The 24,902-nt window shown below is 67.4% G+C and carries 23 protein-coding genes and 1 pseudogene; 15 read left to right on the forward strand and 9 right to left on the reverse strand.

Going from position 1 to position 24,902, the window contains the following annotated elements:
* The first annotated feature begins 37 nt into the window (after positions 1 to 37).
* Complete coding sequence (holA, locus tag OHB01_RS21990) at positions 38 to 1,003, forward strand: DNA polymerase III subunit delta (protein WP_328853912.1); 966 nt, start codon at positions 38 to 40, stop codon at positions 1,001 to 1,003.
* 182 nt (positions 1,004 to 1,185) lie between these two features.
* On the opposite strand, the gene OHB01_RS21995 is transcribed toward holA, so the two are convergent.
* On the reverse strand, positions 1,186 to 1,683 hold the full coding sequence (locus OHB01_RS21995) for a MarR family winged helix-turn-helix transcriptional regulator (RefSeq protein WP_328853913.1): 498 nt from the start codon (positions 1,681 to 1,683) through the stop codon (positions 1,186 to 1,188).
* Positions 1,684 to 1,749: 66 nt separating this feature from the next.
* Here OHB01_RS21995 and OHB01_RS22000 point away from each other — a divergent pair, with 66 nt between their 5' ends.
* Positions 1,750 to 2,955, forward strand: a complete 1,206-nt coding sequence (locus OHB01_RS22000) for an MFS transporter (protein WP_147943526.1) — start codon at positions 1,750 to 1,752, stop codon at positions 2,953 to 2,955.
* Between the two features lie 322 nt (positions 2,956 to 3,277).
* Here OHB01_RS22000 and rpsT read toward each other — a convergent pair whose 3' ends face one another.
* Positions 3,278 to 3,550: a 30S ribosomal protein S20 gene (gene rpsT / locus OHB01_RS22005; protein ID WP_142650582.1), complete on the reverse strand. Its 273-nt coding sequence runs from the start codon at positions 3,548 to 3,550 to the stop codon at positions 3,278 to 3,280.
* Between the two features lie 333 nt (positions 3,551 to 3,883).
* Positions 3,884 to 4,918: a hypothetical protein gene (locus OHB01_RS22010; RefSeq protein WP_328709535.1), complete on the reverse strand. Its 1,035-nt coding sequence runs from the start codon at positions 4,916 to 4,918 to the stop codon at positions 3,884 to 3,886.
* 119 nt (positions 4,919 to 5,037) lie between these two features.
* On the opposite strand from OHB01_RS22010, the gene lepA reads away from it, so the two are divergent.
* The 4 genes from lepA (at position 5,038) to OHB01_RS39940 (ending at position 8,864) form a co-directional block, all read left to right on the forward strand.
* Positions 5,038 to 6,861, forward strand: coding sequence for a translation elongation factor 4 (gene lepA / locus OHB01_RS22015; protein ID WP_261985804.1), 1,824 nt, complete (start codon positions 5,038 to 5,040; stop codon positions 6,859 to 6,861).
* A 68-nt stretch (positions 6,862 to 6,929) separates the two neighbouring features.
* Positions 6,930 to 7,577 carry an MOSC domain-containing protein gene (locus tag OHB01_RS22020; protein WP_142650585.1) on the forward strand — a complete coding sequence of 216 codons (648 nt, stop codon included), beginning with the start codon at positions 6,930 to 6,932 and terminating at the stop codon, positions 7,575 to 7,577.
* A 55-nt stretch (positions 7,578 to 7,632) separates the two neighbouring features.
* On the forward strand, positions 7,633 to 8,196 hold the full coding sequence (locus OHB01_RS22025) for a hypothetical protein (RefSeq protein ID WP_142650586.1): 564 nt from the start codon (positions 7,633 to 7,635) through the stop codon (positions 8,194 to 8,196).
* 257 nt (positions 8,197 to 8,453) lie between these two features.
* Positions 8,454 to 8,864 (forward strand): GntR family transcriptional regulator, encoded by a 411-nt coding sequence (locus OHB01_RS39940; RefSeq protein ID WP_142650593.1) that lies wholly within the window; start codon positions 8,454 to 8,456, stop codon positions 8,862 to 8,864.
* Here OHB01_RS39940 and OHB01_RS22030 read toward each other — a convergent pair.
* Positions 8,833 to 9,936 carry a glycoside hydrolase family 18 protein gene (locus tag OHB01_RS22030; protein WP_221889988.1) on the reverse strand — a complete coding sequence of 368 codons (1,104 nt, stop codon included), beginning with the start codon at positions 9,934 to 9,936 and terminating at the stop codon, positions 8,833 to 8,835. The genes OHB01_RS39940 and OHB01_RS22030 overlap by 32 nt on opposite strands.
* Positions 9,937 to 10,463: 527 nt before the next feature.
* On the opposite strand from OHB01_RS22030, the gene OHB01_RS22035 reads away from it, so the two are divergent.
* The 8 genes and pseudogenes from OHB01_RS22035 to OHB01_RS22070 all read left to right on the forward strand — a co-directional run bounded on the left by OHB01_RS22035 (position 10,464) and on the right by OHB01_RS22070 (position 19,287).
* Positions 10,464 to 11,003 (forward strand): winged helix-turn-helix domain-containing protein, encoded by a 540-nt coding sequence (locus OHB01_RS22035; RefSeq protein ID WP_147945462.1) that lies wholly within the window; start codon positions 10,464 to 10,466, stop codon positions 11,001 to 11,003.
* 77 nt (positions 11,004 to 11,080) lie between these two features.
* Complete coding sequence (locus OHB01_RS22040; protein ID WP_328853914.1) at positions 11,081 to 11,353, forward strand: hypothetical protein; 273 nt, start codon at positions 11,081 to 11,083, stop codon at positions 11,351 to 11,353.
* Positions 11,350 to 12,350 (forward strand): annotated as a pseudogene (locus tag OHB01_RS22045) (IS5 family transposase). The gene OHB01_RS22040 and the pseudogene OHB01_RS22045 overlap by 4 nt, the downstream one beginning before the upstream one ends.
* Positions 12,351 to 12,360: 10 nt before the next feature.
* Complete coding sequence (locus OHB01_RS22050; protein ID WP_328855859.1) at positions 12,361 to 12,645, forward strand: transposase; 285 nt, start codon at positions 12,361 to 12,363, stop codon at positions 12,643 to 12,645.
* Positions 12,646 to 12,912: 267 nt separating this feature from the next.
* Positions 12,913 to 15,636 (forward strand): DNRLRE domain-containing protein, encoded by a 2,724-nt coding sequence (locus OHB01_RS22055; RefSeq protein WP_328709538.1) that lies wholly within the window; start codon positions 12,913 to 12,915, stop codon positions 15,634 to 15,636.
* A gap of 9 nt (positions 15,637 to 15,645) precedes the next feature.
* Entirely contained in the window at positions 15,646 to 16,269 is a 624-nt protein-coding gene (locus OHB01_RS22060; protein ID WP_142652732.1) for a hypothetical protein, read from the forward strand.
* Positions 16,270 to 16,580: 311 nt separating this feature from the next.
* Positions 16,581 to 17,861 carry an IS701 family transposase gene (locus OHB01_RS22065; protein WP_419197547.1) on the forward strand — a complete coding sequence of 427 codons (1,281 nt, stop codon included), beginning with the start codon at positions 16,581 to 16,583 and terminating at the stop codon, positions 17,859 to 17,861.
* Between the two features lie 160 nt (positions 17,862 to 18,021).
* Positions 18,022 to 19,287 (forward strand): IS256 family transposase, encoded by a 1,266-nt coding sequence (locus OHB01_RS22070; protein WP_405396679.1) that lies wholly within the window; start codon positions 18,022 to 18,024, stop codon positions 19,285 to 19,287.
* Between the two features lie 88 nt (positions 19,288 to 19,375).
* Here OHB01_RS22070 and OHB01_RS22075 read toward each other — a convergent pair whose 3' ends face one another.
* From OHB01_RS22075 to OHB01_RS22090, 4 genes are all read right to left on the reverse strand, one after another.
* Positions 19,376 to 20,680 carry an IS256 family transposase gene (locus tag OHB01_RS22075; protein ID WP_169953795.1) on the reverse strand — a complete coding sequence of 435 codons (1,305 nt, stop codon included), beginning with the start codon at positions 20,678 to 20,680 and terminating at the stop codon, positions 19,376 to 19,378.
* Positions 20,681 to 20,704: 24 nt separating this feature from the next.
* Positions 20,705 to 21,076: a recombinase family protein gene (locus OHB01_RS22080; RefSeq protein ID WP_328853915.1), complete on the reverse strand. Its 372-nt coding sequence runs from the start codon at positions 21,074 to 21,076 to the stop codon at positions 20,705 to 20,707.
* A gap of 36 nt (positions 21,077 to 21,112) precedes the next feature.
* Positions 21,113 to 21,250, reverse strand: a complete 138-nt coding sequence (locus OHB01_RS22085; protein ID WP_328853916.1) for a hypothetical protein — start codon at positions 21,248 to 21,250, stop codon at positions 21,113 to 21,115.
* A 236-nt stretch (positions 21,251 to 21,486) separates the two neighbouring features.
* Positions 21,487 to 22,365: a CDP-diacylglycerol diphosphatase gene (locus tag OHB01_RS22090; protein WP_142649861.1), complete on the reverse strand. Its 879-nt coding sequence runs from the start codon at positions 22,363 to 22,365 to the stop codon at positions 21,487 to 21,489.
* A 380-nt stretch (positions 22,366 to 22,745) separates the two neighbouring features.
* Here OHB01_RS22090 and hemW point away from each other — a divergent pair, with 380 nt between their 5' ends.
* On the forward strand, positions 22,746 to 23,966 hold the full coding sequence (gene hemW / locus OHB01_RS22095) for a radical SAM family heme chaperone HemW (RefSeq protein ID WP_142649842.1): 1,221 nt from the start codon (positions 22,746 to 22,748) through the stop codon (positions 23,964 to 23,966).
* 17 nt (positions 23,967 to 23,983) lie between these two features.
* Here the strand turns inward: hemW and OHB01_RS22100 are convergent, their stop codons facing one another.
* Positions 23,984 to 24,790 (reverse strand): DUF3097 domain-containing protein, encoded by an 807-nt coding sequence (locus OHB01_RS22100; protein ID WP_142649841.1) that lies wholly within the window; start codon positions 24,788 to 24,790, stop codon positions 23,984 to 23,986.
* Between the last annotated feature and the right edge of the window lie 112 nt (positions 24,791 to 24,902).

Consider the following 24,902-nt stretch of genomic DNA (forward strand, 5'->3'; position numbering starts at 1 on the left):
TGTGCCCCGGCCGCCGGGGCGTGGCATGCTGCGTGACATGGCGAACCCAGCACCTGTGACCCTGGTCGTCGGCGACGAGGAGTTCCTGGCCGATCGCGCCGTCGGCTCCATCGTGGCCGCCGTACGCGCCGAGAATCCGGGGGCGGAGCTGCACGACCTTCAGGGGAGCAAGGTGGAGCCGGGGGAGCTGACCGGGCTCGTTTCCCCCTCGTTGTTCGGTGACCGCTCGGTCATCGTGATCCGCGGGGCGCAGGATCTCTCGAAGGACGTCATCGCCGAGATCGTGAAATACACCGCCCATCCGGCCGACGACGCCGTGCTGGTGCTGGCCCACGCCGGTGGGGCCAAGGGGAAGGCCCTGGTAGACGGGGTGAAGAAGGCGGGCGCGGACGTCGTCACCGTGGCCAAGCCGACCAAGGCGGGGGAGCGGCTCGACTTCATCAAGGCCGAGGTACGCAGGGAGGGCCGCTCGATCTCGCCCGCCGCCGCCCAGGCGCTGCTCGACGCGGTGGGCAGCGACCTGCGCGAACTTGCCGCCGCCTGCAATCAGCTCGCTTTCGACACCGAGGGCAAGAACATCGACGAGGCGGCGGTCGCCAAGTATTACCGGGGACGCGCGGAGGTCAGCGGCTTCACGATCGCCGACCTGGCCATCGAGGGTCGCTTGGGGGAGGCGCTCGAACAGGTCCGCTGGGCCGTCGCCACGGGCGTGGCGCCGGTGCTGATCGTCAGCGCGCTCGCCGGGGGCCTGCGCTCGCTCGCCAAGGTGGGCGGGGCGCCCCGCAACCTGCGCGGCGGCCAGTTGGCGAGCCACGTGGGCATGCCGCCATGGAAGATCGACCGGGTGAAGCGCCAGCTGTCCGGTTGGGGGCCGGACGGGATCTCCACCGCCCTCCAGGCCGTGGCCACCGCCGACGAGCAGGTCAAGGGTGGTGGCACCGACCCGGCGTACGCGCTGGAGAAGGTTGTCCACACGATCGTGGCCAGCCGGAACAAGCGCTGATCCCGCCCTCTCGGTTCGGGACGTCACCGAGGGGGCCGGACGCCCGTCCAGGGCCGGTCGCCACGCCCGGTCGCGGGAGCCGGTCGGCCACGCCTGGCCCAGGAGCCGGTCGCCAGGTTTGATCCCGGGAGCCGGTCTGCCATGCCTGGTCCAGGCGGGGCCCGCCGCTCCCTGTCCACGAGTCAGGCGTGGCCGGGGTTCTCCACGCGAAGCAGCATTCGCTTGAGCAGCGCCGCGAGGATCTCCTGGTCGTCCGGCCCCAGAACGCCCACCATCGCGTCCTCGACCTCGCCGCGCAGATCCATCGCCTTGAGCCAGATCGCGCGGCCTTCGCTCGTCAGCTCCACGTCCACCCGGCGGCGGTCCTCCACGCTGCGGATGCGCCGGACGAGCCCCGCCTTCTCCAGGGTGTCCAGGCGGCCCGTCATGCCGGCGGGGGAGACCTTCAGCTCGGCGGCGAGCTCGGACGGGGTGGCACGGCCGCCCTCTCCCCGGGCCCCGAGCCAATGCAGGGTCTCGTACTCGAAGTCCTGCAGGCCCACCGCGGCGAGCGCACTGTCCTTCGCTTGAGCGAGGTGCTTCACCAGGAACTGCATGCGCGTGACGATCGCCTCCACGCGTTCGTCGAAGGGCGCCTTCCCGCGCCACCGCGCGATGTGCCGGTCCACCGAGTCGTCCACGGGGCAATCCTACGCCAGATAAAAATACGTTGACGAAAAATTCGCTGGCGAAATACCTTGCCTCGCATGATTGCACGTCTGGTCGCCGGGCGGACGGTCGCGGCGCTCGCCACCGCCCTCATCCCCACCGGGCTCACCCTCGCCGTCATCAGGGTGACCGGCTCCGCCCTCGACCTCGGGGTCGTCCTCGCCGCCGAGATGCTGCCCATGCTCCTGCTGCTCCCGGTCGGCGGAGTGTTCGCCGACCGCTTCCCGCCGAGGCGGGTGATCCTCGTGGCCGACATGGTCCGCTGCGCCGCCCAGATGACACTGGGGGCGCTGCTTCTCCTCGGGCATCCCTCTATCGCGCTGATGGCGGGACTCGCGGCGCTCACCGGAGCCGCGGTGGCCTTCGGCGTCCCGGCGGTGTCACCGCTGGTCATCGGAGTGGTGCCGGCGGAGCGCCGGCTCCGGGTGAACGCCCACATGGGAGTGGCAAGCGGCGTCGCACAGATCGCCGGTCCCGCGCTCGCCGGAGGCCTGACGCTGTGGCTCGGGCCGGGATGGTCCTTCCTGCTGACCGGGATGCTGTTCGCCGGATCCGCGATCACGCTGGGCGGCCTGGTCACGGCTTCGCGGCCGGCGTCCGAACGCGATCACCTCCTCCACGACCTTCGGGAAGGGTGGCGCGAGGCGCGGCGGCACCGCTGGTTCCTGATCAGCGTGGCCGGGCACGGCGTCTGGCACCTCGGGGCGGGCATCCTGCTGACCCTCGGTCCGGTCATCGCCGTACGCAGCCTGGGCGGGGAGTCGGTGTGGGTGGTCGTCGCGCAGGCGGGAACGGTGGCGACGGTGCTCGGCGTCTTCGCGGCCCCCAGGCTGCGGATCCGGCGCCCCCTCGCCGTGGCGGCGGTCGGCGCGGCGGTCTACGCATGCCCGCTCGCCGCCTTCGCGTTCCCCGCGGAGTTGCCCGCCCCGGCGGTGGTCGTGACCGCCGCGTACGTGATCGCCATGCTGGGCGTGGGGATGCTGACGCCGCTGTGGGAGACGGTGGTGCAGCAGCGTGTGGAGCCGCAGGCCCTCGGCCGGGTGGACTCGCTCGACGCGCTGATCTCCTTCGCGGCACGGCCACTCGGGCTCGCCGCGGCCGCGCCGGTCGCCGCCTGGGCCGGCGCCGCGGCACCACTGCTCACGGCGGCGGTGCTGGTGGCCGTGGTCAACCTGGCCGTGCTCGCCCTGCCCGAGGTCCGGCGGCGTACGACGGAGAAGGCGGCGCGGCCCATGCCCGCCTGACATCCGCGGCCGTCGCCCGCCTTCCGCCCCGGCAGCCCTTACGGGTCCTGACGCCGGCGGCCCTCATCGGCCCGGCAGCCTCCTGTCGGCCTGACGCGGGCAACCCTTATCGGCCCGGCAGCTTTCGCCAGCCTGATGCCGGCGGCCCTTATCGGCCCGGCAGCCTTCGCCGGCCTGACACCGGCAGGTGCCCACGTCGTACCAAGTCGCCGTCGGGCATACGAACGCCGTCGGGCATGCGACAAGGGCGCGCCACGCCGGCGGGGGTACGCGAAAACGCCGCACCCCCACGAGGGGGATGCGGCGTGCGCGTCGGTACGACCTACTTGGCGGCCTGCAGAGCGGCGGCGCGCTTGGCGATCGCCGACTTCCGGTTGGCGGCCTGGTTCTTGTGAATGACGCCCTTGCTGACGGCCTTGTCGAGCTGACGGGACGCGGCCTTGAGCGCGACGAGGGCCTCGTCGACGTTGCCCTGGTCGGCAGCCTCGCGGAACTTGCGGACCGCGGTCTTCAGGGACGACTTGACGGCCTTGTTACGCAGCCGGCGCTTCTCGTTCTGCCGGTTGCGCTTGATCTGGGACTTGATGTTCGCCACGAAGAAAGCCTCAGTGTTAAGTCTTGGTCGGATGGGGCGCGCGGGCTGGTGAGAGGGCGCGCCACACGCAGTTGGACAGGATACCAACAGCCCGGGTCGCCGCTCAAATCAACGACGACAGGGCCGCCCCGCTCATGCTATCGCGGCTGGGCCGCCGCGGTCCGCACATCAGGCCGCCCACCTTATGAGTCCGCGCCGGCCGGTCTACGAGTCCACGCTCCCTCGGGCGGGCCGCTCTACGAGTCCACGCTCCCTCGGGCGGGCCGCTCTACGAGTCCACGCTCCCTCGGGCGGGCCGCTCTACGAGTTCGCGATCCCTCAGGCTGGCCTGCCCTAGGAGTCCACGCTCCCTCGGGCGCCGCCGCGCACCCAGAACCGCTCGTACTCCGTCCAGTCCTCCTCCGTGGCCGCGAAGTCGACGTACAGGGCCAGGCCGAACTCGGTGCGCGGGCCGTGCTCGCTGAGCGCGAGCCGCGCGCCCTCGGCCGCGGTCTCGACGCTCTCGGCCGAGTCGCCGTACCAGACACCGTGGTCGTGGTACGCCGGAGCCCCGATGAGAAGGGTCTTGTCCTCCGGCACCAGGCCGAGGGCGAGCGAGGTCTGCCGCGCGACGTAGCCGCCGTAGAGGGAGTTGAGCGGCGTCCATGAGTCGTACGTCATGATCGCGACCTGGTCGGTGAGGCCGACGACCTGGCGGAAGTAGTCCGGCGTCCAGTATTTGTCGTGGCCGATCGCCAGGGCGGTGGGGGCGCGCAGGCCGGTCAGCGGCTCGATCTGCTGCGTGGCGACCGACAGCAGCCGGGTGCCGATGGCCTGCCGGGTCTCGCGCAGGACGCTGAGGAACGACCCGTCCCCGTCGGAGACCGGTTCGAAGTCGTAATGGATTCCGTCGAACCCGAGGGTGGCCAGGTCGCGGGCCCCCGCCACGACGCGGGCTCGCGTCGCCGGGTCGGCCAGGCTCAGGTGGAGCTTGCCGTTGTCGTTGACCGTCTGGCCGAGCCAGGCGGACACCCGCACGTCCGGCACGTTCTTCCGCCACCATTTCAGGAAATTTCTGGCGTTGGTGTAGCGGTCGGGCGGCAGAGTCCCGTCGTACTTGAACGGCCCGCTGTGGACGTACACGTCTTTGATCCCGCTCGCGCGCAGCCGTACGGCGAGGGCCCGCACGTCGGCCTCGGTGCGGCGGCCGTCCACCCACGCGTGGCCCATCCACAGGGCGTCGTGCCCGGTGGTCCTGGCCCATCCGGCCGGCGTGCCGGCGTACTGCAGGCGCAGCGCGGCGGCGCCGGCCAGGCCGAGCGTGAGCGGCACGGCCACGACGACGATGGCGGCTAATCGCAGAACACGTCTGGTGGTCAAGGCAAGCACCCGGACATGCCACCATGGAGGGTGGCTGGTCCGCCAGCCTCGGGAGGGCCCGCCGAGCGCGAGGCGAGGCGGACGGCCCGCCCGATCAGCAGTCAATCATCTTGTCGAAACGGACCTCGGTGCGCACTCAGCCTGGCCAGACCGACCCCGCGTTGATCCGCAACTTCTGCATCATCGCGCATATCGACCATGGCAAGTCGACACTCGCCGACCGGATGCTGCAGCTCACCGGTGTGGTGGACGACAGGTCGATGCGCGCGCAATACCTCGACCGCATGGACATCGAGCGGGAGCGGGGCATCACCATCAAGTCGCAGGCCGTGCGGCTCCCGTGGAACGGCCACGTCCTCAACATGATCGACACTCCCGGCCACGTGGACTTCACCTATGAGGTATCCCGGTCGCTGGAGGCGTGCGAGGGCGCGATCCTGCTGGTCGACGCGGCGCAGGGCATCGAGGCCCAGACGCTGGCCAACCTCTACCTGGCCATGAACGCCGACCTCCACATCATCCCGGTGCTCAACAAGATCGACCTGCCCGCCGCGCAGCCGGACAAGTACGCCGAGGAGATCGCGGGCCTCATCGGCTGCGACCCCTCCGACGTGCTGCGGGTGTCCGGCAAGACCGGCGAGGGGGTCAAGGAGCTGCTCGACCACGTCGTGGAGCACGTCCCGGCGCCTGTGGGGCAGCCCGACGTCCCGGCCCGGGCGCTGATCTTCGACTCGGTGTACGACACCTATCGGGGCGTCGTGACGTACGTCAGGGTGGTCGACGGCCACCTCTCCAAGCGCGAGCGCGTGCTGATGATGTCCACCGGCGCGCAGCACGAGCTGCTGGAGATCGGCGTCATCTCGCCCGAGCCCATGCCGTCCGACCGGGGGCTCGGCGTCGGCGAGGTGGGCTACCTGATCACCGGTGTGAAGGACGTGCGCCAGTCCCGCGTCGGTGACACGGTCACCAACGCGGCCAAGCCCGCCGCCGAGGCCCTGGGCGGTTACGAGCACCCCAAGCCGATGGTCTACTCCGGGCTCTATCCGATCGACGGCGACGACTACCCCGAGCTGCGCGAGGCCCTCGACAAGCTGCGGCTGAACGACGCCGCGCTCGTGTACGAGCCGGAGACCTCGGCGGCGCTCGGCTTCGGCTTCCGCTGCGGCTTCCTCGGCCTGCTGCACATGGAGATCGTCCGGGAGCGGCTGGAGCGCGAGTTCAACCTCTCGCTGATCTCGACCTCGCCCAACGTCATCTACCGGGTGATCATGGAGGACGGCAAGGAGCACGTCGTCACCAACCCGTCGGAGTTCCCGGCCGGGAAGATCGGCCAGATCTTCGAGCCGGTGGTGAAGGCCACGGTGCTCGCGCCGGCCGAGTTCATCGGCGCGATCATGGAACTGTGCCAGGGCCGCCGCGGGCAGCTCCAGGGCATGGACTACCTGTCGGAGGACCGGGTCGAGATCCGCTACACGCTCCCGCTCGGCGAGATCATCTTCGACTTCTTCGACCAGCTCAAGTCGAAGACCCGCGGGTACGCCTCGCTCGACTACGAGCCGTCCGGAGAGCAGGAGGCCGACCTGGTCAAGGTGGACATCCTGCTGCAGGGCGAGACCGTGGACGCGTTCAGCGCGATCGTCCACCGCGAGAAGGCGTACGCCTACGGCGTGGAGATGGCCAAGAAGCTCAAGGAGCTCATCCCGCGGCAGCAGTTCGAGGTGCCCATCCAGGCCGCGATCGGCGCGCGCGTCATCGCCCGGGAGAACATCCGGGCCATGCGCAAGGACGTCCTCGCCAAGTGCTACGGCGGTGACATCAGCCGTAAGCGCAAGCTGCTGGAGAAGCAGAAGGAAGGCAAGAAGCGGATGAAGATGGTCGGCCGGGTGGAGGTCCCGCAGGAGGCCTTCGTCGCCGCCCTCTCGTCCGAGGCCCCGGACAAGAACAAGAAGTAGCCGTCCCTCTGTTGACCAGAACTTAATTGCGATCGCGGAGAAACATGACCATCGGTTAACGTTTGGTCATGCGCATCCTCTCTGTGAACGTGGGCCGGGCCGTGGACGCCGACTGGGCCGGCAACCTGCGGCGCACCGCGATCGACAAGCGGAAGATCGAGGGCCGGATCGCCGTCCGCGAGAACGGTCTCGCGGGCGACGAGCGCGCCGACGTCGCCAACCACGGCCATCCGGACCAGGCGGTGTACGCGTACGCGCGGGAGGACTACGACTGGTGGGAGCCCATCATGGGCCGCGATCTGCGTGACGGCCAGTTCGGGGAGAACCTCACGACGTCCGGGGCCGACGTGACCGGCGCGGTCCTCGGGGAGCGGTGGCGGGTCGGCACGGCCGTCCTGGAGGTCACCGCCCCCCGCATCCCCTGCGTGGTGTTCCGCAACTGGCTGGACGAGCGCGGCTGGGTGAAGCGCTTCACCGACGCGAACCGCACCGGGGCGTACTTCCGGGTGGTCGAGCAGGGCGAGCTCGGCGCCGGCGACGAGATCGAGGTGCTCTACCGGCCTTCGAACGGCGTGACGATCGCCGAGTCGTTCCGGGCCTACCACGGCGACCGCGACCTGATGCTGCGGATCCTCGATCTCCCCGGCCACAGCGACAAGTGGGACCGGATCGCCGAGCGCGTGCTCGGAGATCGCAGCGGCGTCGTCGCAACCTGATCACGAAACACCCGCGGCCCTCGGCCTCGGTGGCGTAGCGATCTACCGTGGCCGTATGAGACGGCTCGCGGGTCTGCTCGTGGTCGGACTGCTCGCCTTCGGAGCGACCGGTTGCACCGTCCCCATCAACGGGATCACCGGTGTCGGCCTCGATCGGGACGGGAACCTCGTCATCGTCCTGGCCTGGTGCGGGCGGCAGCCGGATGGCGTGACCGTCTACCACCGCACGTACTCGGAGGATTCCACTCCCGAGACGTACGACCCTGACGCGAGCGGGCCGGCCAATCCCGCCATCGACGACGCCTCCTATCGGGCTCCCCGGGTGGCGGGGGAGACGGCGTCGTTCCGGATCGACGCCCCCGGGAACGGTTGGAGGGCCGATCAGGGGATCCCCTCATTCGACCCGGACGTCACCTATCGGGCGTACGGCTGGACGCGCGACAACACCTTCTCCACCGCGCATGTCGAGTTCCAGATCAGCGACGCGGGCAAGCTCAGGCGCAACCCGGGCACCGTGCTCGTCAACGACTACGACCCGGAGAGAGACAAGGTCTCCGACGTGCTGCTCCCGCAGGCCGAGTTCGACCGGCAAGGACGGACGAAGTACTGCGACGACTAAGACGGCCGAGCATCCGTTTCCGGCATCACCCGCCTCCGAGCTGCCCGGCCGTTGGAATCCTCGGTTCGCGCCTATGGTGCGCCACGCCGCATCGCGCCCGGCTCCATCGCTCCGTGGTCAGTACACCGAGGCCGTAGACGTCCAGCTCGGAGCCCGCTTTCTCCCGCACCGGGGAGCCGGTCATCCGCAGGGTGATGTGGCTGATCAACCGCGTACGGACCCCTTGGGATCGGAGCGGGCCGCCGAGCGCGGCCAGGATGTCCGCCTGCTGTCCTACTCTTGAGCCCGTGATCGAGTTCCGGCCTGACCAGCTCAAATGGGAAGCCGTCCTCGAAGAGATACGACGGCGTATCCGGACGGGCGAATACCAGGTGGGGCACCCCGTCCCTGGTGAACCGCGCATGGCCGAGGAGTTCGGCATCGCCAAGGGCACCGCACGCCGGGTCATCAACGAGCTGCTCAAGGCCGGAGACGTCTACACCGTGCTCGGCAAGGGCACCTTCAGTCGCCGACCCCGAGACCGGCGGCCCGCCCGGGAGAGACACCGAAGACGAGTGAGGGCCCCCGAACAGATCGGGGGCCTTCGAAGACACCCAGGCAGGGGAGCCGTACGAAGTCCCTCCCCCGGGCCGGGTGTCAGCGGAGGATGGAGTAGAGGGCGGTGGTGAGGGAGGCTTTGGCGTCGTCTTGGTCGATGGACCAGAGCATGGAGCCGCCGAGGCCCTTGAGGCGGATGTAGGCGGCTTTTTCCAGCATGACGGCGGGGTCGTCGTAGGACCAGAACTCGTTGCCGTCGTAGAGCCAGAGGGTGCCGGTGAGCAGGTCGCGGTAGCGTTTGCCGGGTTTGTTGACGAGGATCTTGTAGTCGTCGCTGCCGGGGGCCCAGGTGCCGGGGGCGGGGCCGGTGGCGGTGGCGTAGCGGCCGTCGGCGCGGGAGGTCACTCCGGTCCAGCCCTGGCCGTACGCGGGGACGCCGATGACGATCTTGTTTTTGGGTGCGCCGCGTGCGATGTAGTCGCGTACGGTCTGGTCGACGCTGTATTTGACGTCGTTGGGGTCGCGGCGGTCGGTGAAGAGGTTGGCCTGGTGGCCGGTGCGGTTCTCCCAGGGGCCGTGCAGGTCGTAGCCCTGGACGGTGGCGAAGTCGAGCTGGTCGAAGACCTTCCGCACCTCGAAGCCGGCGTCGATTTTGGTGGCGGCGGCGGGGAGGAAGGCGGTCAGTTGGTCGTGCCGGTCGTGGGCCTTCATCTGGCGGCGGAGTTCGGCCAGGAACAGGGTGAAGTTCTGCTTGTCTTCGGGGCGGATGACGTTGCCGTCGTTTCCGGCGGAGCCTGGCCATTCCCAGTCGAGGTCGATGCCGTCGAAGACGCCGGCGGCGACGCCTGCGGGCAGGCCGGGGAGGTTGCCCTTGAGCCACAGGTCGACGCAGGAGGCCGCGAGCTTGGCGCGGGATTCGGGGGTGAGGACGGCGTCGGAGAAGTGGGCGGAGCCGGTCCAGCCGCCGAGGGAGATGAGGACCTTGAGGCCGGGGTGGCGGGCCTTGAGCTTCTTGAGCTGGCCGAGGTTGCCCTTGAGAGGCTGGTCGTCGGAGTCGGCGACGCCGTCGACGCTTTGGTCGGCGGGCACGGGGCGCTGCCAGTCGGCCCAGGGGTCGGCGGAGTAGCAGGTGCCCTCAGGGCCGACGAACCCGAAGGCGTAGTTGATGTGGGTCAGCTTCCCGGCGGCGCCGCTCGTCTCCACATCCTTGACGTGGTAGTTGCGCCCCTAGTACCTCCCTTCGCGCAACATGTCACCGATGGAATGTCGGCCCAGGGCTTGGCGACCACCATCCAGCGCGATTTCACGTCTGACGTGCTCCGATGCCGTCATGCCGCCGTAGTTCGCGTCGCCAGCACTGATCGCCAGGCACGAAGACAGCGACAGATGACCACCTATCGGCGAGGACTTTCTCTACAAGGTCAAGGCGAGCCGCCTGCGGCGGCTCGCAGCGCGCCGGGCGGCCAGCGGGCCGGGCGTGCGGCTCTCCGGCCGGTCCCGGCCCGCGCCCCCGGCGCCCGCTCCGTCAGCCCCCTTGAACTCCCGAGCGAAATGGCATCCATCGCCCCTTTGGGAATCCGTCGACTGCTTGCATCCTCACTGCTCGTGCGGTGATCTCTACTACCCAGTCAAGCCACCGCCATCAGGATACTCATGCACCGCAGATACGGAACTTAAATGGGTCTTGTCGGTGAGCTGACGAGGGCTGATCTGGTCTGTATGACCAGGGTGTGCGGTATGCCCAAGGCGGCGGCTTCACCCCCCAGGAGCAGCGGCGCCGCGAGGAGGTACGGCTGAGCGCAGCCGTGATGTTCGAGCAGGGGGTCACGAACGCGGCGGTAGCCCGGACGTTGCGGGTCACTCAGCGGTCGGTGGAGCGGTGGCGGCGCGCCTGGCGCGAGGGTGGCACGGCGGCGCTGGCCTCAGCAGGCCCGCACGCGCTGCCCCGGCTCAGCCCGGCGCAGTTCGCCCGGCTGGAGGCCGAGCTGGAACGCGGTCCGCTGGCGCACGGGTTCGCCGACCAGCGCTGGACGCTGATGCGGATCAAGACGCTGATCGGCAGGATGTTCCACCTCGGCTACACCGTTCAGGGGGTGTGGTACCTGCTGCGGCGTAACGGCTGGTCGTGCCAGCGCCCCGCCCGCCGGGCGATCGAGCGGGACGAGGCCGCGATCGAGGTGTGGAAGAAGGAGGTCTGGCCGCAGGTGGAAGATCCGCGGCGGCCGACGGCGCCTGGATCTGCTTCGAAGACGAAGCCGGTCAAGGGCTGAGGCCGCCTCGCGCACGAACGTGGGGCCGGCGCGGGCACACGCCGGTGGTACACGTCCGCGGGCGCGGAAGCGGACGGGTGAACATCGCCGCCCTGGTCTGCTACAAACCCGGCGAACGCTCCCGGCTGATCTACCGCCTGCACGTCTACCGCGGCCGCAAAGGCGAGCCCAAGACCTTCGGCTGGATGGACTACCGCGACCTGATCCTTCATGCCCACGCCCAGCTCGGCGCCCCGATCGTGCTGGTCTGGGACAACCTCAACCTGCACCTAGGGCGCGTATCGGGTTGTGATCAATTTGTGGGATTCGCCTGTCCATCGTGGCTTGATCCGGTAGATCGGCGTGTGTGACGTGTGCGCAGCTGACGGATGAGGAATGGGAGTTCATCAAGCCATATCTCCCGATCGGCAGGTTCGGCCCGTACCCTGAGCGGCTGCGGCAGCAGTTCGAGGGGGTGATCTGGCGGTTCCGGACGGGTGGGCAGTGGCGGGAGATCCCGCAGGAGTTCGGAGCCTGGCAGACCGTTCACAACCGCTTCCGGCAGTGGAGGGATGCCGGCGTCTTCGAAGTCCTGCTTGAAGGGGCGATCGCGGAAGCCGCCAAACGCGGCGAGGTGGACTTATCCCTGGTCAGTGTGGACTCCACCACCGCTCGGGCGCACCACGACGCCGCCGGGATGCACCTTGACCCGGACGTGCTGGCCGCCTTGGAGAAGGCTGCCGAACAGGAGCGGGCCCGGCAAAAGGGGGCGACCGGGAAGGACAACAGGAGCAGGACGCCCGAAACGACGCCGAAGCAGAACAACGGCGGCACATCCGGCGGCGGCGCAGGCTCCGGTTGAAAGCTGCCCTGCTCGGACGCTCCAGGGGTGGGCAGACCAGCAAGATTCACCTCGCCGCCGACCGCAGGTGCCGCCCCTTGGCGTTCGTCGTGACCGCGGGGCAGGCCGCCGACAGCCCGCAGTTCATCCCCGTGCTGAAGAAAGTACGCGTCCGGGTACCCGTCGGCCGTCCCCGCACCCGGCCCGGCGCGGTCGCCGGCGACAAGGCCTACTCCTCCCGCGGCAACCGCGCCTACCTACGCGGACGTCGTATCAAGGCGGTCATCCCGGAAAAGAGGGACCAGGCCGCCAACCGGAAGAAGAAGGGCAGCAAGGGCGGCCGGCCCGTCAGTCACGACGCCGGCCTGTACAAGGAGCGGAACACCGTCGAGCGCCTGATCAACAAGCTGAAGGCCTGGCGAGGCATCGCCACCCGCTACGACAAAACCCCTGCGAGTTACCTCGCCGGCCTCCACCTCCGCGCCGCGATGATCTGGATCAGAGACCTCACCCAGGCCACCCCTTGATCACAACCAAATACACGCCCTAGTGCCCGGGATGAAGACCTTCGCCGCCGAGCACGCCGACTGGCTCACCATCGTCCAGCTCCCCGCCTACGCCCCCGACCTCAACCCCACCGAGGGCATCTGGTCCCTGCTCAAACGCGGCGCCCTGGCCAACCTCGCCGCCGCCGACCTGCCCCAGCTCGTCCGCGTCATCAAGCGCGCCCTGAAGAAGATCCAGTACCGGGCCCACCTCATCGACGGATGCCTCCCACCGACCGGCCTGACCATGAGAACGGGAGGCGACATCACGAATTAAAGGTCAGTAGCGCCGTGACGACCAGCCGTGGTCCCCGCCGAGGTTAGTCATAGAACCCTTTCCGGCCGATGGCTGGCCATCGGGAAAGTTATTCTCCGCGGCACCATAGTCACAGAAAGATATCTCTTTACTTTTGTGGAAAGTCTATGTGAAGATCAATTGGTTTGGTCACTGCCGCCCGGAACGACCGGGGGTGAACCCTGCTGCGATTGGAGGCACGTGGGTCGCTCATCGTACATCCGGAAAAAATTCGGTGTACTGGCTGGGTTGACAACCGCCGGCATCATCGTCTCTCTTAGCATTGTCGGCCAGGGGACTGCTGATTCCGCTATCGTCACCAGCCCGTCGCCAACTGTTCAGAAGGATGAGGTATCGACGGCAAAGGCAGCCGCTAAGGCTCGAGGATCGGAAGTGGAGATTACGTCCGCCAGGCGTGAAGACTCCACCCTCTATGCTCTCCCAGATGGCACCTTCCGAGTAGAAATGCACGCTGGCCCGATCCGGGTCAGCAGGAACGGTCAGTTCGTCCCCATCGACACTACGCTGGTCGAAGATAATGGTGAGCTTAAGCCAAAGGCGGCTAAGTCCAACGTCTCGTTTTCTGTCGGCGGACCGGGTCCAGTTGTCCGGTTCGACGACGGGCACGGTCTTCGCACAGTTGGATGGCCCAAGGCCCTTTCTCGCCCGCAGATCAGCGGCAATGAGGCCATCTATCGGAATGCTGTGACCGGAGGCGACCTGGTCCTCAAGGCAACACCGACCGGCTTCACCCAGTCGATCGTGCTACGTGAACGCCCGAAGAAGCCTACGGAGATTCGCATCCCCGTAGACCTCCCCCAGGGGCAGCAGTACAAGCTTTCGGCAGGCGGAAAGCTGCGGCTGACGGGAGCTAAAGATGAAACGCTGGCGACGGCCGGGCCCCTGCGCATGGCTGATGCCGGCGCCGAGCGTTCACCCGATACGGGACACGTAGGAGACGTCCCAGGGAAGGTCGAGAAAACCAGCACCGGTACCGCACTGGTACTGCAACCCGACCAAACTTTCCTCGCCGACCCCGCAGTTCAGTACCCCGTCACGCTCACTACATCGTCCTGGGTGGGGGCGGGCCTGCAGGACGACGTGTTCGTGAGCAGCGACTACCCAAATGCTATCGGGGATGCGACCTGGCTGCACGCGGGCAAGTTCGGCAGCGGCAGCAAGACCGCACGGACGTACATCCGCTTCAATGCCGGGGGACCTCTTCGTGGAGCGAGGATCCTCAACGCGGACCTACGCCTATGGAACTATAAGTCCAACGCATGCGGCTCCTCTGTCGGCTCGGGAATTCAGGTCCGACGTGTTACCAGCGACTGGATGCAAAGCACATTAACCCTGTCTAATCAGCCTTCAACGACGACATCTGGCGCGATCACTCAGAAAGCTGCAGCCGGGGATCCCAACTGCGCCGAGGCGGAGCTCTACTACTCCATCGAGAACATCGTTCAGGCCTGGGCAGATGGTGCCTCCGACTACGGGGTCCAACTGCGGGCAGCAAATGAGTCGGACGCCACCAACTGGCGAATGTATCGCTCGTCGGAGAGCGCCGGAACTGGGCCGGTTCTGTTCATCAACTTTGAGACAGATGCACCGGATTCCGTCGACTTCACGCTGTTTGACGGGTCGCCCACGGTTCCGCTGAATGGTACGGAATATGACTTCTCTTCCCTCTCAAGTGTCCCCGACATGTCAGAGGAGGACCTGACAGAGCTGGTAACCACGGGACAGGTGACTCGAGAGCCGGTACTCGCCGACGACTCGGGCATCGAGTCGCCGATCGCCAGCGATCCCGAGGCGCATCCGCGCTATGACGAACCTCAAACGGGGGAGCCAACGGACGACGGCCCCACCCCGTCACCCTCACCTACCCCGCCAGCGACGGGATCCACGCTTAATGCCAACCCATCCTTCGAAGAGGGGATATCCCCCTGGTATCCATGGTGGGGGGACGATGAACTCACTCAGTCGACCGAACAGGCGCACGAGGGGGCGGCGTCAGCGAAGCTCTCGCTTGGAGCACCGGAATGCTGCACAGGTATGGCGCAAGATCTTTCCGTGACGCCCGGTACTTATGAGATCACAGGGTGGATTCGCCCTGACGCGGATGCGACAGGTTTCTACGGTGTCGATTGGTATGACGCCGACTGGAACTTCCTGGACTCCTCATCTGACTTCGGCGAGCTTACATCGGGTCGATGGCAACCGCTGCAGAGCGTCGTAGTAACTGCGCCGGCGGGAACGGCGAACGCCGTTCTGTGGACAGAGGCGGACTTTACGGATGAGTCTCTGCATACAGTATACCTAGATGACCTGCGAATGGCCCCTGTAGTAGGTGCGGCAGCTGCGCGCCAGGCTGCAGCGAGAAGGTCTGACGGTAAGGCTCCTCGGCTCCTCACGGAACTTCGGGACAAAGTCAAGAGGGATCACTCTGGCAGGGCAACTCAGAGAAGCACGGGCAATGCAGTCAATCACGAGCAGGTGAACACATCGCAGCTAGCGGCGGAACCCGCGGGCTCGTTCGACCTTCTCGCGTTTTGGCGAGACAAGGGCGGAAAGAAAATAAACTACCGAAAAGGATGGTTTGATCCGATCCTGGACAGAGGCTTCGGGCATATAAAGATCACGCAGAAGCACAACCTCACCGTCACGGCAGCCTACTACATGACCAAGAGCCCGATACGAGGAATCCAGCAACCGGATTCAATCCTTGTGTCCAGATTTCACTATCTCGCCACAGCATACGATAATCATTGCTCGGGTATTCTGCGGTGGAAGAGATGTAGAACCGTTCGCACTATGAACACAAGGACGATCGTTGACTTCAACACAGAGCCGTGGAAGTATGCGGACACGTTCGGAGTAGTTACGGCATACTGTGAGGGGGTAACCTGGTGTCCGGACTGGGTAGGGGGCAACCCGGTCCACCCGATTCTACCAATTCCGTATAAGCCGTAAGAGGTAAGGTTGAGGATCGACGACAGACGCGACGGCGGTGCGCCGGATGTGGTAAAGTGCCTTCGGCTACTTTCTGAGGTGGCAGCACTACAGAAAGCTAATGCCGATATCGGCATCGGCATCGCGTCCATCGCTTTTCATGCACGGTATGCGACGCTGACCATAGAACAGCCTGGCCGTAGCACAGTCGATGTCAGTGTCGATTACTCATCCTCCCGAGGGGAGGCCCTCTCTGATGCGCTCATTGGCGAGGGTTTCCCCGCCCGCCCTGTGCCGCGAGATGACGGAACTCTAGGGATGCCGTCGCCAGCGGATTCCGCTCTTCACAAGCATGCTTGGATCCTGAAGCAGATTGCATACGGTTCCGACCCCTGGACTGTTTATGGTCGGACATGGTCTGGGGAACTTATGGCCATCTGCTTTTCCCGTAATGGCTACACGGATGTCGTCTTCCGTATCGACGGTTATGAGCGAACGCTGACACTCTCCGTGTCGCACAGTGAAGACCCTGATCTCCTTATTGGCTTGAACTATTCAATGGTTGACTTGATAAGTCGTTATTGCGAGGGCCTCCACCATCTGAATGGGTTGGAGATCGGGGAAACTTCTGGAGGTGTGCGGGTGTTCATTTAGTCAAAGTTGTCATCGATAACTGACTGTCCATGCTATATCGCGGCGGCATTCCGCACGGGTCGCGGGGTCAACGAGGCCGGCGGTGGGGGAACGGTGACCGGCCACACAAGTTGGTGGGATGTGACCAAGTCGCCGCTTCCGTCCAGCCTTCTCGCGACGGCCGCAGATGATTCCGGTTGTGCCCGCGCCGTTTGCTGTTAACGAAACCTCTAGTACTCCAGTGACACTTCGCGATCTTCGCGGTTGAGGTGGCATGGGAACGGCCACCACGTGATCATTCGGAGTTTGTGAAGACATCTGAAGATCGCGTGATGGCCGTGGCCGACAGCGTAGACCCCGACCGCTGGATCGTCACCCTCAATGAGCTGATGGCGCGGATCGCGCACCGGTTCGGCCGCATCGAGCCACGTCGCGCGGCGAACGCCTACGTCCGGGGCCTGTTGTCCGGCGTCGAGCGGAAGAACTGCTGGAACCTGGCCGAACACGCCGGGCTGAACGGCCCGCAGAGCATGCAGCGCCTGCTGCGCACCGCGCGCTGGGACGCCGAGGCCGTCCGCGACGACGTCCGCGGCTACGTGAGCGAGCACCTCGGCGCGGGCGGTGTCCTGATCGTGGATGAGACCGGCTTCCTCAAAAAGGGCCTCCGATCGGCCGGCGTGCAACGCCAGTACACCGGTACCGCCGGCCGGATCGAAAACAGCCAGGTCGGCGTGTTCTTGGCCTACGCCACCCCGCGCGGCCGCGCCTTGATCGATCGCCGTCTGTACCTGCCCGAGCACTCCTGGCGGGCCGACCAGTCCCGCTGCCGCTCCGCCGGCGTCCCGGACGAGATCGCCTTCGCCACCAAACCCGCCCTGGCCGCGCAGATGATCGCCGCCGCGTTGGACGCCGGGATCGACGCACCCTGGGTGACCGGCGATGAGGTCTACGGCCAAGATCCGCGCCTGCGCGCCCTGCTGGAAGCGCGGCAGGTGGGGTATGTGCTGGTGATCGCGGGCACGGCCCGCATCCGGTGCGAGGGCCTCGACTGGAAGGCCGCCCAGATCGCCGCGCACGTCCCAGATGCGCACTGGCACCGCTACAGCGCCGGGCGTGGCGCCAAGGGACACCGCTGGTACGCCTGGGCCTGGACCCGCATCGACACCCACCGGCCCGGTCACCGGTGGCTGCTGATCCGCCGCAATCCGGTCACCGGGGAACTGGCTTTCTACCGCTGCTACGCACCCACCCCGATGCCGCTGGCCGCCCTGGTGCGCATCGCCGGCATCCGATGGACGGTGGAGGAGTCCTTCCAGGCCGCCAAAGGCCAGGTCGGGCTGGACCACTACCAGGTCCGCAGTTGGGACGGCTGGCACCGCCACATCACGTTGGCGATGCTCGCCCTGGCCTTCCTCGCGGCCCTGGCCGCCTCCCAGCCCGACGACGACCACGCGCATCTGCCCTTGACCATGCCCGAGATCCGCCGCCTACTGGCCGCCCTCACCCTTACCCGACACCGCCGCACCGAGGAGATCCTGCACTGGTCACACTGGCGACGCCGCCACCAAGCCACCGCCCGCCGATGCCACTACCAGCGCAGATCCCACCCATGATCTCAATGTGTCACTGGAGTACTAGGGCGATCCCCGCCGCCCTGCCCCCGCTGCTCGATTGTTCGTGGCCCTTGGTGGGACTGTACAAACAACGGTGTAACTCCTGATCAAGGAGACACCTGTGACGAGTACGGTGATCCAGCAGTCTGAGGCGCTGGACCTGGAGGACACCGCGGTGGCGCGGAAAGAGCATGAGGCGTCGGATCGTGAGCTGGTGGCCCGCCTGGTCGGCCAGGCCCGCGCCGAGGGGCTGGAGCTGGTCGGGGAGAACGGGCTGCTGGGCCGGCTGACCAAGCTGGTTTTGGAGTCGGCCCTGGAAGGCGAGCTGACCGACCACCTCGGCTACGACAAGCATGATCCGGCCGGTCGCGGCAGCGGCAACTCCCGTAACGGCACCCGGACCAAGACGGTCATCACCGACGTCGGGCCGGTCGAGATCGACGTGCCTCGGGATCGGGACGCCAGCTTCGAACCGAAGATCGTGCGCAAGCGGCAGCGGCGGCTGCCGGGTGTGGATGAGATGGTCATCTCGCTGGCCGCCAAGGGCCTGACCACCGGGGAGATCTCGGCGCACCTGGCCGAGGTCTACGGGGCGGAGGTGTCCAAGCAGACCATCTCCACGATCACCGACGCGGTGATCGAGGGCATGGCCGAGTGGCAGAACCGCCCTCTGGATCCCGTCTACCCGGTGGTGTTCATCGACGCCATCCACGTCAAGATCCGTGATGGGCAGGTGGCCAACCGGCCGATCTATGTGGCGTTGGCGGTCACCGCCGACGGTGAGCGCGACATTCTCGGGTTGTGGGCCGGCGACGGCGGTGAGGGCGCCAAGTTCTGGCTGCACGTGCTGACCGAGATCAAGAACCGGGGCGTCGCCGATGTGCTCATGATGGTCTGCGACGGCCTCAAAGGGCTGCCGCAGGCCATCGAGCAGGTCTGGCCGCAGACCGTGGTGCAGACCTGCGTGGTGCACCTGCTGCGCGCTTCCTTCCGCTACGCCGCACGCCAGCACTGGGACGCCATCGCCAAGGCGCTGCGGCCGGTCTACACCGCCCCGACCGAGGCCGCCGCGCTCGAGCGGTTCGCCGAGTTCGCCGAGGTCTGGGGCGGCAAGTACCCGGCGATCGTGAAGTTGTGGCAGGACGCCTGGGCGGAGTTCGTGCCGTTCCTGTCCTTTGATGTGGAGATCCGCCGGGTGATCTGCTCGACGAACGCGATCGAGTCGGTCAACGCCCGGATCCGCCGGGCGGTCAAGGCCCGCGGCCACTTCCCCAACGAGCAGGCCGCGCTCAAGTGCGTCTACATGGCCATCATGAGCCTGGACCCGACGGGCAAGGGCCGCAAACGCTGGATGAACCGGTGGAAGGCCGCCCTGAACGCCTTCGAGATCACCTTCGAAGGCCGACTGTCAGCAACCCGCCGCTAGAACAAACCGAAGCCGAGTTACACCGTTCGCTGGACAGGCCCGACCGAGGGTCCGTCCAGTCAACGGTGTAACTCGCGGCTGATTTCTTCTATCGCGAGGCCGGGGACAGCCGGCCTTCGAAGGTGATGGCGAAGGCGTTGAGGGCGGCCTTCCAGCGGGTGACCCAGCGTTTGCGGCCCTTGCCCGTGGGGTCGAGACTCATGATCGCCATGTAGACGCACTTGAGCGCGGCCTGCTCGTTGGGGAAGTGGCCGCGGGCCTTGACCGCCCGGCGGATGCGGGCGTTGACCGACTCGATCGCGTTCGTCGAGCAGATCACCCGGCGGATCTCGGCATCGAAGTTGAGGAAGGGCACGAACTCGGCCCAGGCGTCCTCCCACAGCTTCACGATCGCCGGATACCGGCTGCCCCAGGCCTCGGCGAACTCCATGAACCGCTCCAGCGCCGCCGCCTCGGTCGGGGCTGTGTAAACAGGCCGCAGCGCTTTGGCGATCGCGTCCCAGTGCTGGCGGGCGGCGTACCGGAAGCTGGCGCGCAGCAGGTGCACCACACAGGTCTGCACCACCGCCTGGGGCCAGACCTGCTCGATCGCCTGCGGCAGGCCCTTGAGCCCGTCGCAGACCACCATCAGCGCATCACCCGCACCGCGGTTCTTGATCTCGGTCAGCACGTGCAGCCAGAACTTGGCGCCCTCACCGCCGTCACCGGCCCACAGGCCGAGGATGTCGCGTTCGCCGTCGACCGTCACAGCCAGGGCGACGTAGATGGGCCGATTGGCGACCTGACCATCGCGGATCTTCACGTGGATCGCGTCGATGAACACCACCGGGTAGACGGGGTCGAGCGGCCGGTTCTGCCACTCGGTCATGCCCTCGATCACCTTGTCGGTGATGGTGGAGATGGTCTGCTTGGATACCTGCGCGCCGTACACCTCGGCCAGGTGCGCGGAGATCTCGCCCGTGGTCAGGCCCTTGGCAGCGAGCGAGATGACCATCTCATCGACGCCGGACAGGCGCCGCTGCCGCTTGGCCACGATCTTCGGCTCGAAGCTGGCGTCCCGGTCCCGCGGCACATCGATCTCGACGGGCCCGACGTCGGTGATCACCGTCTTGGTACGGGTGCCGTTCCGGGCGTTGCCCGTCTGGCTCGCGCCGCGTTCGTGCTTGTCGTAGCCGAGATGGTCGGTGAGTTCGCCTTCCAAGGCGGACTCCAGCACCAGCTTGGTCAGCCGGCCCAGCAGCCCGTTGTCGCCGACCAGCTCCAGGCCATCAGCGCGGGCCTGCTCGACCAGCTTGGCCACCAGTTCCTGCTCTGAGGCCTGCGGCTTCTTACGCGCCACCGCGGCGTCCTCCAGGTCATTCGTCGCTTCCGATGCCTGGATCACAGTAGTCATCGATGCGTTCTCCTTGATCAGGAGTTACACCGAAGACCGTACAGTCCCGTCGGCGAAGACCCGCCCGTCGCGGTAGGTGAAGGCTTCCACGAAGCGCTCGTAGTCGCCGGGACGGCGTGCCAGCCGGTCCTCAGCGACGATGACCACACCTTCTATAGGTGTCCCGTCCGCGAGGCGTCCGGCCCGCAGCGCCTTGACCATCGCCTCGAAGGCGTCGCGTACGACGTTGGCCTTGGCGGCGGACTTGTCGTTGTCGGTGAACTCGTGGACGATCGTCCAGCCGAGCCGCCCGGCGGTCTCTCGGTTGACCTTGTGCTGATCCTGTACGCCGTGCTCGTCTCCACGGCCGTCGGACGAGATGCGCGCGTACGAGACGACAGGGACAACCTCTGGCATGGGGGCCTCCTCGAAGTTTGCACTCCGAGGAAGGTTCTAACCGTAGATGCCCCACTGGATGAAGTAGGCCACCCGCTTGTAGCGGTCTCCGTCGCCGGTGGTGGCCTGGGCCGCTGACGGCGCTAATCCGGCCGCCAGGGTGGCGGCGACCGCCGCGGCGAGAGTCCTTCTCATGAGCACGCCGGCCTCCAAAGCGCTTTTTATAGGAAAGTTTCCTGTAAATTGCCGCGATCGTAGACCGGGGTGATCGGGGCGTCAATGGCAGCGTCCGAGTGCGGCGGGCCGGCGCCACGCACGCGATCATGCCGCCACACGCGCGACCGTGCTGCCACGCGTGCGACGGCGCCTCGCGCGCGACCACGGCGTCGTACGCACTTAGTTCGGGCGCTGCCATGCGAACGGTGACGGGGTCACGGATGCATGAGAAGCAGGGGGTCGCAGGTGTCGCTTCCATCCGCCTTGGACGTCCCCGGTTTCTCCAGGCTCCTCTCGCTGTTGACGATGTAGTAGCCGCCGAAGGGCCGAGGTATCACGATCAGCGTCTGGAGGTACATGATCGCCTGAGCCTTGGCGATGGTCCCTCCGTGCGGCGTGTGGACCAGCATGCTCCTGAGCATGGCGAAGAGATTGTCGTGGGTGAATCCCCCCCAGATGAGCACGCGGTAGGTGTGTTGGATGTTCGTGTGGTGCTGCTCGCTGTAGCCGGTGATCGACACGCGCGTGTCCGCCCAATTCTCTACGGTTCTGGCGGCCAGCTTGTCCTGGGCGACGAGGTCGTTATAGGACTCCGGGCGCGCCCGCGCCATGTGGATGTGCAACTGGTCGAGCTGTCTCGCCGGCCTCGAATTGATCCCCAATCCCACCGGGGCGGGAACCTCGGTGGGCTGCTGGGTGGCGCAGTAGTCGGCGGCGCTCCAATAATTCGGTGCGGTGCTGCAGCAGATCCACGGACACTCGATGCCGTTGATCCGCTTGGTGGGGATGAGGAGGTAGTTGACGTACTTCTTCTTGCTCGGGTTGCCCTTCATCACCACGAAGTCTGGGTGGTTCTGCAGGCAGGTGCCTTTTTTGAAGCAGTCCTGACTTTTTGTCCAGAGGGGCTCCTTACTGTGGGGATTGCCGCAATCATTTTCGTCGGGGTCTGGGCCGCATGTCGGTGAAGGCGCGGAGAGCGCGTGCCCGGCGCCGGCGAGAATGCTCGCGCCTGTGAGTATGGTGGCGCCCGCCATACTGGAGAACTGGATGAACCGGCGCCGCGTCAGCTCGCTCGCCTCGTCGTTTTCATGCATGACTACCCCCGACAACCCGCATCTGTTGCTATTTGCCGCGATCTTCGCGCGCCTTGCGGTTCAGGCCGTACGCGAGACCGGAAACGGCGTCGTCAGTGAAAGATCGACGCACTCGGCGAGGTTGATCCCCCCTCTGGTGGCCGGTAAAAGCCCCTGGCGCAGGCTTGATTTTCCGTAGGAAAGATCGGAACACTTCCCCGGGGGGTCGAGAGAATCTCCTGGCGCGCGGCGAACGGACCCGGAAATCTCGGCCGGGCGAATGCTCATAAGAGATATTCCGGCATCGCATATCGTGCGATATTCGGGCGAGAGCGAAAAACCGGCAGTGATACCAGACCGGGCGTCGAGGGCAGGGGGCGAGTGGCGGCAGACTGGAGAGTGTGCCTTCCGTGCTTCCCGACGGCGATCCCGTCCCCCCGAGCGGCGAGCTGCCGTCCGAGGCCCTCGACGGGCTCGGCTCCCGTCCGTTCGGCTTCTACGTCCACGTCCCGTTCTGCGCGACGCGCTGCGGCTACTGCGACTTCAACACCTACACGGCGTCCGAGCTGGGGCCCGGCGCATCACAGCGCGACTACGCCGCCACCGCGGTCGAGGAGATACGGCTGGCCCGGCGCGTGCTGGGAGACGCCGCGCCGCCCGTTGAGACCGTCTTCTTCGGCGGCGGCACGCCGACCCTGCTGCCCGCCGCCGACCTCGTACGGATCCTGGACGCCATCGGCGAGGAGTTCGGCCTGCGGCCCGGCGCCGAGGTGACGACCGAGGCCAACCCCGAGTCCGTCGACCCGGCCTACCTGAAGGAGCTGCGGGCGGGCGGGTTCACCCGGATGAGCTTCGGCATGCAGAGCGCGGGCGAGCACGTCCTCGCCGTCCTCGACCGGCGGCACACCCCCGGCCGGCCCGCCGAGGCCGTACGAGAGGCCCGCGACGCCGGGTTCGAGCACGTCAACCTCGACCTCATCTACGGCACGCCGGGGGAGAGCGACGACGACTGGAGGGCCTCCCTGGAGGCCGCGCTGGCCGCCGGGCCCGACCACGTCTCGGCGTACTCCCTGATCGTCGAGGACGGCACCCGGCTCGCCGCACGCATCCGGCGCGGCGAGCTGCCGATGCCGGACGACGACGTGGCGGCCGACCGCTACCTGATCGCCGAGGAGATGCTGACGGCCGCGGGCCTGAGCTGGTACGAGATCTCCAACTGGGCGGCGGGAGACGAGGCGCGCTGCCGCCACAACCTGCTCTACTGGACCGGCGGCGACTGGTGGGGGGCCGGGCCGGGGGCGCACAGCCACGTCGGCGGCACCCGCTGGTGGAACGTCAAGCATCCGGCGGCGTACGCCGCCCGGCTGGCGGCCGGGACCTCGCCCGCGCACGCCCGCGAGGTGCTGTCGGCGGAGGACAGGGCCGTCGAAAGGGTCATGCTGGAGCTGCGCCTCGCCTCGGGTCTCCCGCTGGCCGACCTCGCCCCCCAGGCGCGTACGGCGTGCGCGCGGGCACTGGCGGACGGACTGCTGGAGGTGGAGGCGTTCAAGGCGGGCCAGGCCGTGCTCACGCTGCGCGGCAGGCTGCTCGCCGACGCGGTGGTCCGGGACCTCACCCCTTAGATCCGGGATCTCACCCCTTAAACGGGGGCGGTGACGAAGTCGATCAGTTCTTCCACACGGCCGAGGAGCTCGGGCTCCAGGTCGGCGTAGGTCGTGACCCGGCTCAGGATGTGCCGCCACGCCTCCTGGGGGTCCATCCGCCAGCCGAGGGCGGCGATCACGCCCTCCTTCCAGGGCACGCCGCGCGGCACGTCCGGCCAGGCGGGGATGCCGAGCGCCCGGGGCTTGACCGCCTGCCAGATGTCCACGAACGGATGCCCGACGACGAGCACGTCGTCCCCGGACACCCGGGCGGCGATGCGGCTCTCCTTCGAGCCGGGCACCAGGTGGTCGACGAGCACGCCGAGCCGCCTGCCCGGCTCGGGGCCGAACTCCTCGACGATGGCAGGGAGGTCGTCCACCCCTTCGAGGAACTCGACGACGACCCCCTCCACCCGCAGGTCGTGTCCCCAGATCTTCTCCACCAGCGAGGCGTCGTGGACGCCCTCGACGTAGATGCGGCTCCCCTTGGCGACCTGCGCGCGCAGGCCCTCGACCGCGATCGACCCGGAGGCGCTCCGCAGCGGGCCCTTGGGGCCGGCCTGGGGCCGCACCAGCGTCACCGGTTTGCCTTCGAGGAGGAACCCGGCGGGCGTCAGCGGGAACACCCGCCTGCGGCCGAACCGGTCCTCCAGCGTCACGGCCTCCTTGTCGCAGGCCACCACGGCGCCGCAGAAGCGGCCCTCGGCGTCCTCCACCACGAGGTCGGGCTCTGCCGGGACCTCGGGGATCTGCCCCCGCCGTGGCCGCCGCCAGTCTCCGGAAAGCACGTCCCGCCCGTACATGCGGGGAACGCTAGCAAATCACGCCCTGCGGCGGCGGGCCGCGGAGCGGCGCGCGAGTACGACGATCGTCACGATCGGCGCGGCCAGGAAGCCGGCACGACCGGCAGGACGG

The sequence above is a fragment of the Microbispora hainanensis genome, assembly GCF_036186745.1.
In the GTDB taxonomy this organism is placed as follows: Bacteria; Actinomycetota; Actinomycetes; order Streptosporangiales; family Streptosporangiaceae; genus Microbispora.

Bases quoted from the DNA above. Each gene is read 5' to 3' on its own strand.
- OHB01_RS22100 (WP_142649841.1), bottom strand. From the start codon at position 24,790: ATGTACGGGCGGGACGTGCTTTCCGGAGACTGGCGGCGGCCACGGCGG.
- OHB01_RS22080 (WP_328853915.1), bottom strand. From the start codon at position 21,076: ATGCCAGAGGTTGTCCCTGTCGTCTCGTACGCGCGCATCTCGTCCGAC.
- OHB01_RS22065 (WP_419197547.1), top strand. From the start codon at position 16,581: ATGGCCGTGGCCGACAGCGTAGACCCCGACCGCTGGATCGTCACCCTC.
- OHB01_RS22090 (WP_142649861.1), bottom strand. From the start codon at position 22,365: ATGCATGAAAACGACGAGGCGAGCGAGCTGACGCGGCGCCGGTTCATC.
- OHB01_RS22020 (WP_142650585.1), top strand. From the start codon at position 6,930: ATGCGCATCCTCTCTGTGAACGTGGGCCGGGCCGTGGACGCCGACTGG.
- OHB01_RS22025 (WP_142650586.1), top strand. From the start codon at position 7,633: ATGAGACGGCTCGCGGGTCTGCTCGTGGTCGGACTGCTCGCCTTCGGA.
- holA (WP_328853912.1), top strand. From the start codon at position 38: ATGGCGAACCCAGCACCTGTGACCCTGGTCGTCGGCGACGAGGAGTTC.
- OHB01_RS22000 (WP_147943526.1), top strand. From the start codon at position 1,750: ATGATTGCACGTCTGGTCGCCGGGCGGACGGTCGCGGCGCTCGCCACC.
- OHB01_RS22075 (WP_169953795.1), bottom strand. From the start codon at position 20,680: ATGACTACTGTGATCCAGGCATCGGAAGCGACGAATGACCTGGAGGAC.
- OHB01_RS39940 (WP_142650593.1), top strand. From the start codon at position 8,454: ATGTCCGCCTGCTGTCCTACTCTTGAGCCCGTGATCGAGTTCCGGCCT.
- OHB01_RS22085 (WP_328853916.1), bottom strand. From the start codon at position 21,250: ATGAGAAGGACTCTCGCCGCGGCGGTCGCCGCCACCCTGGCGGCCGGA.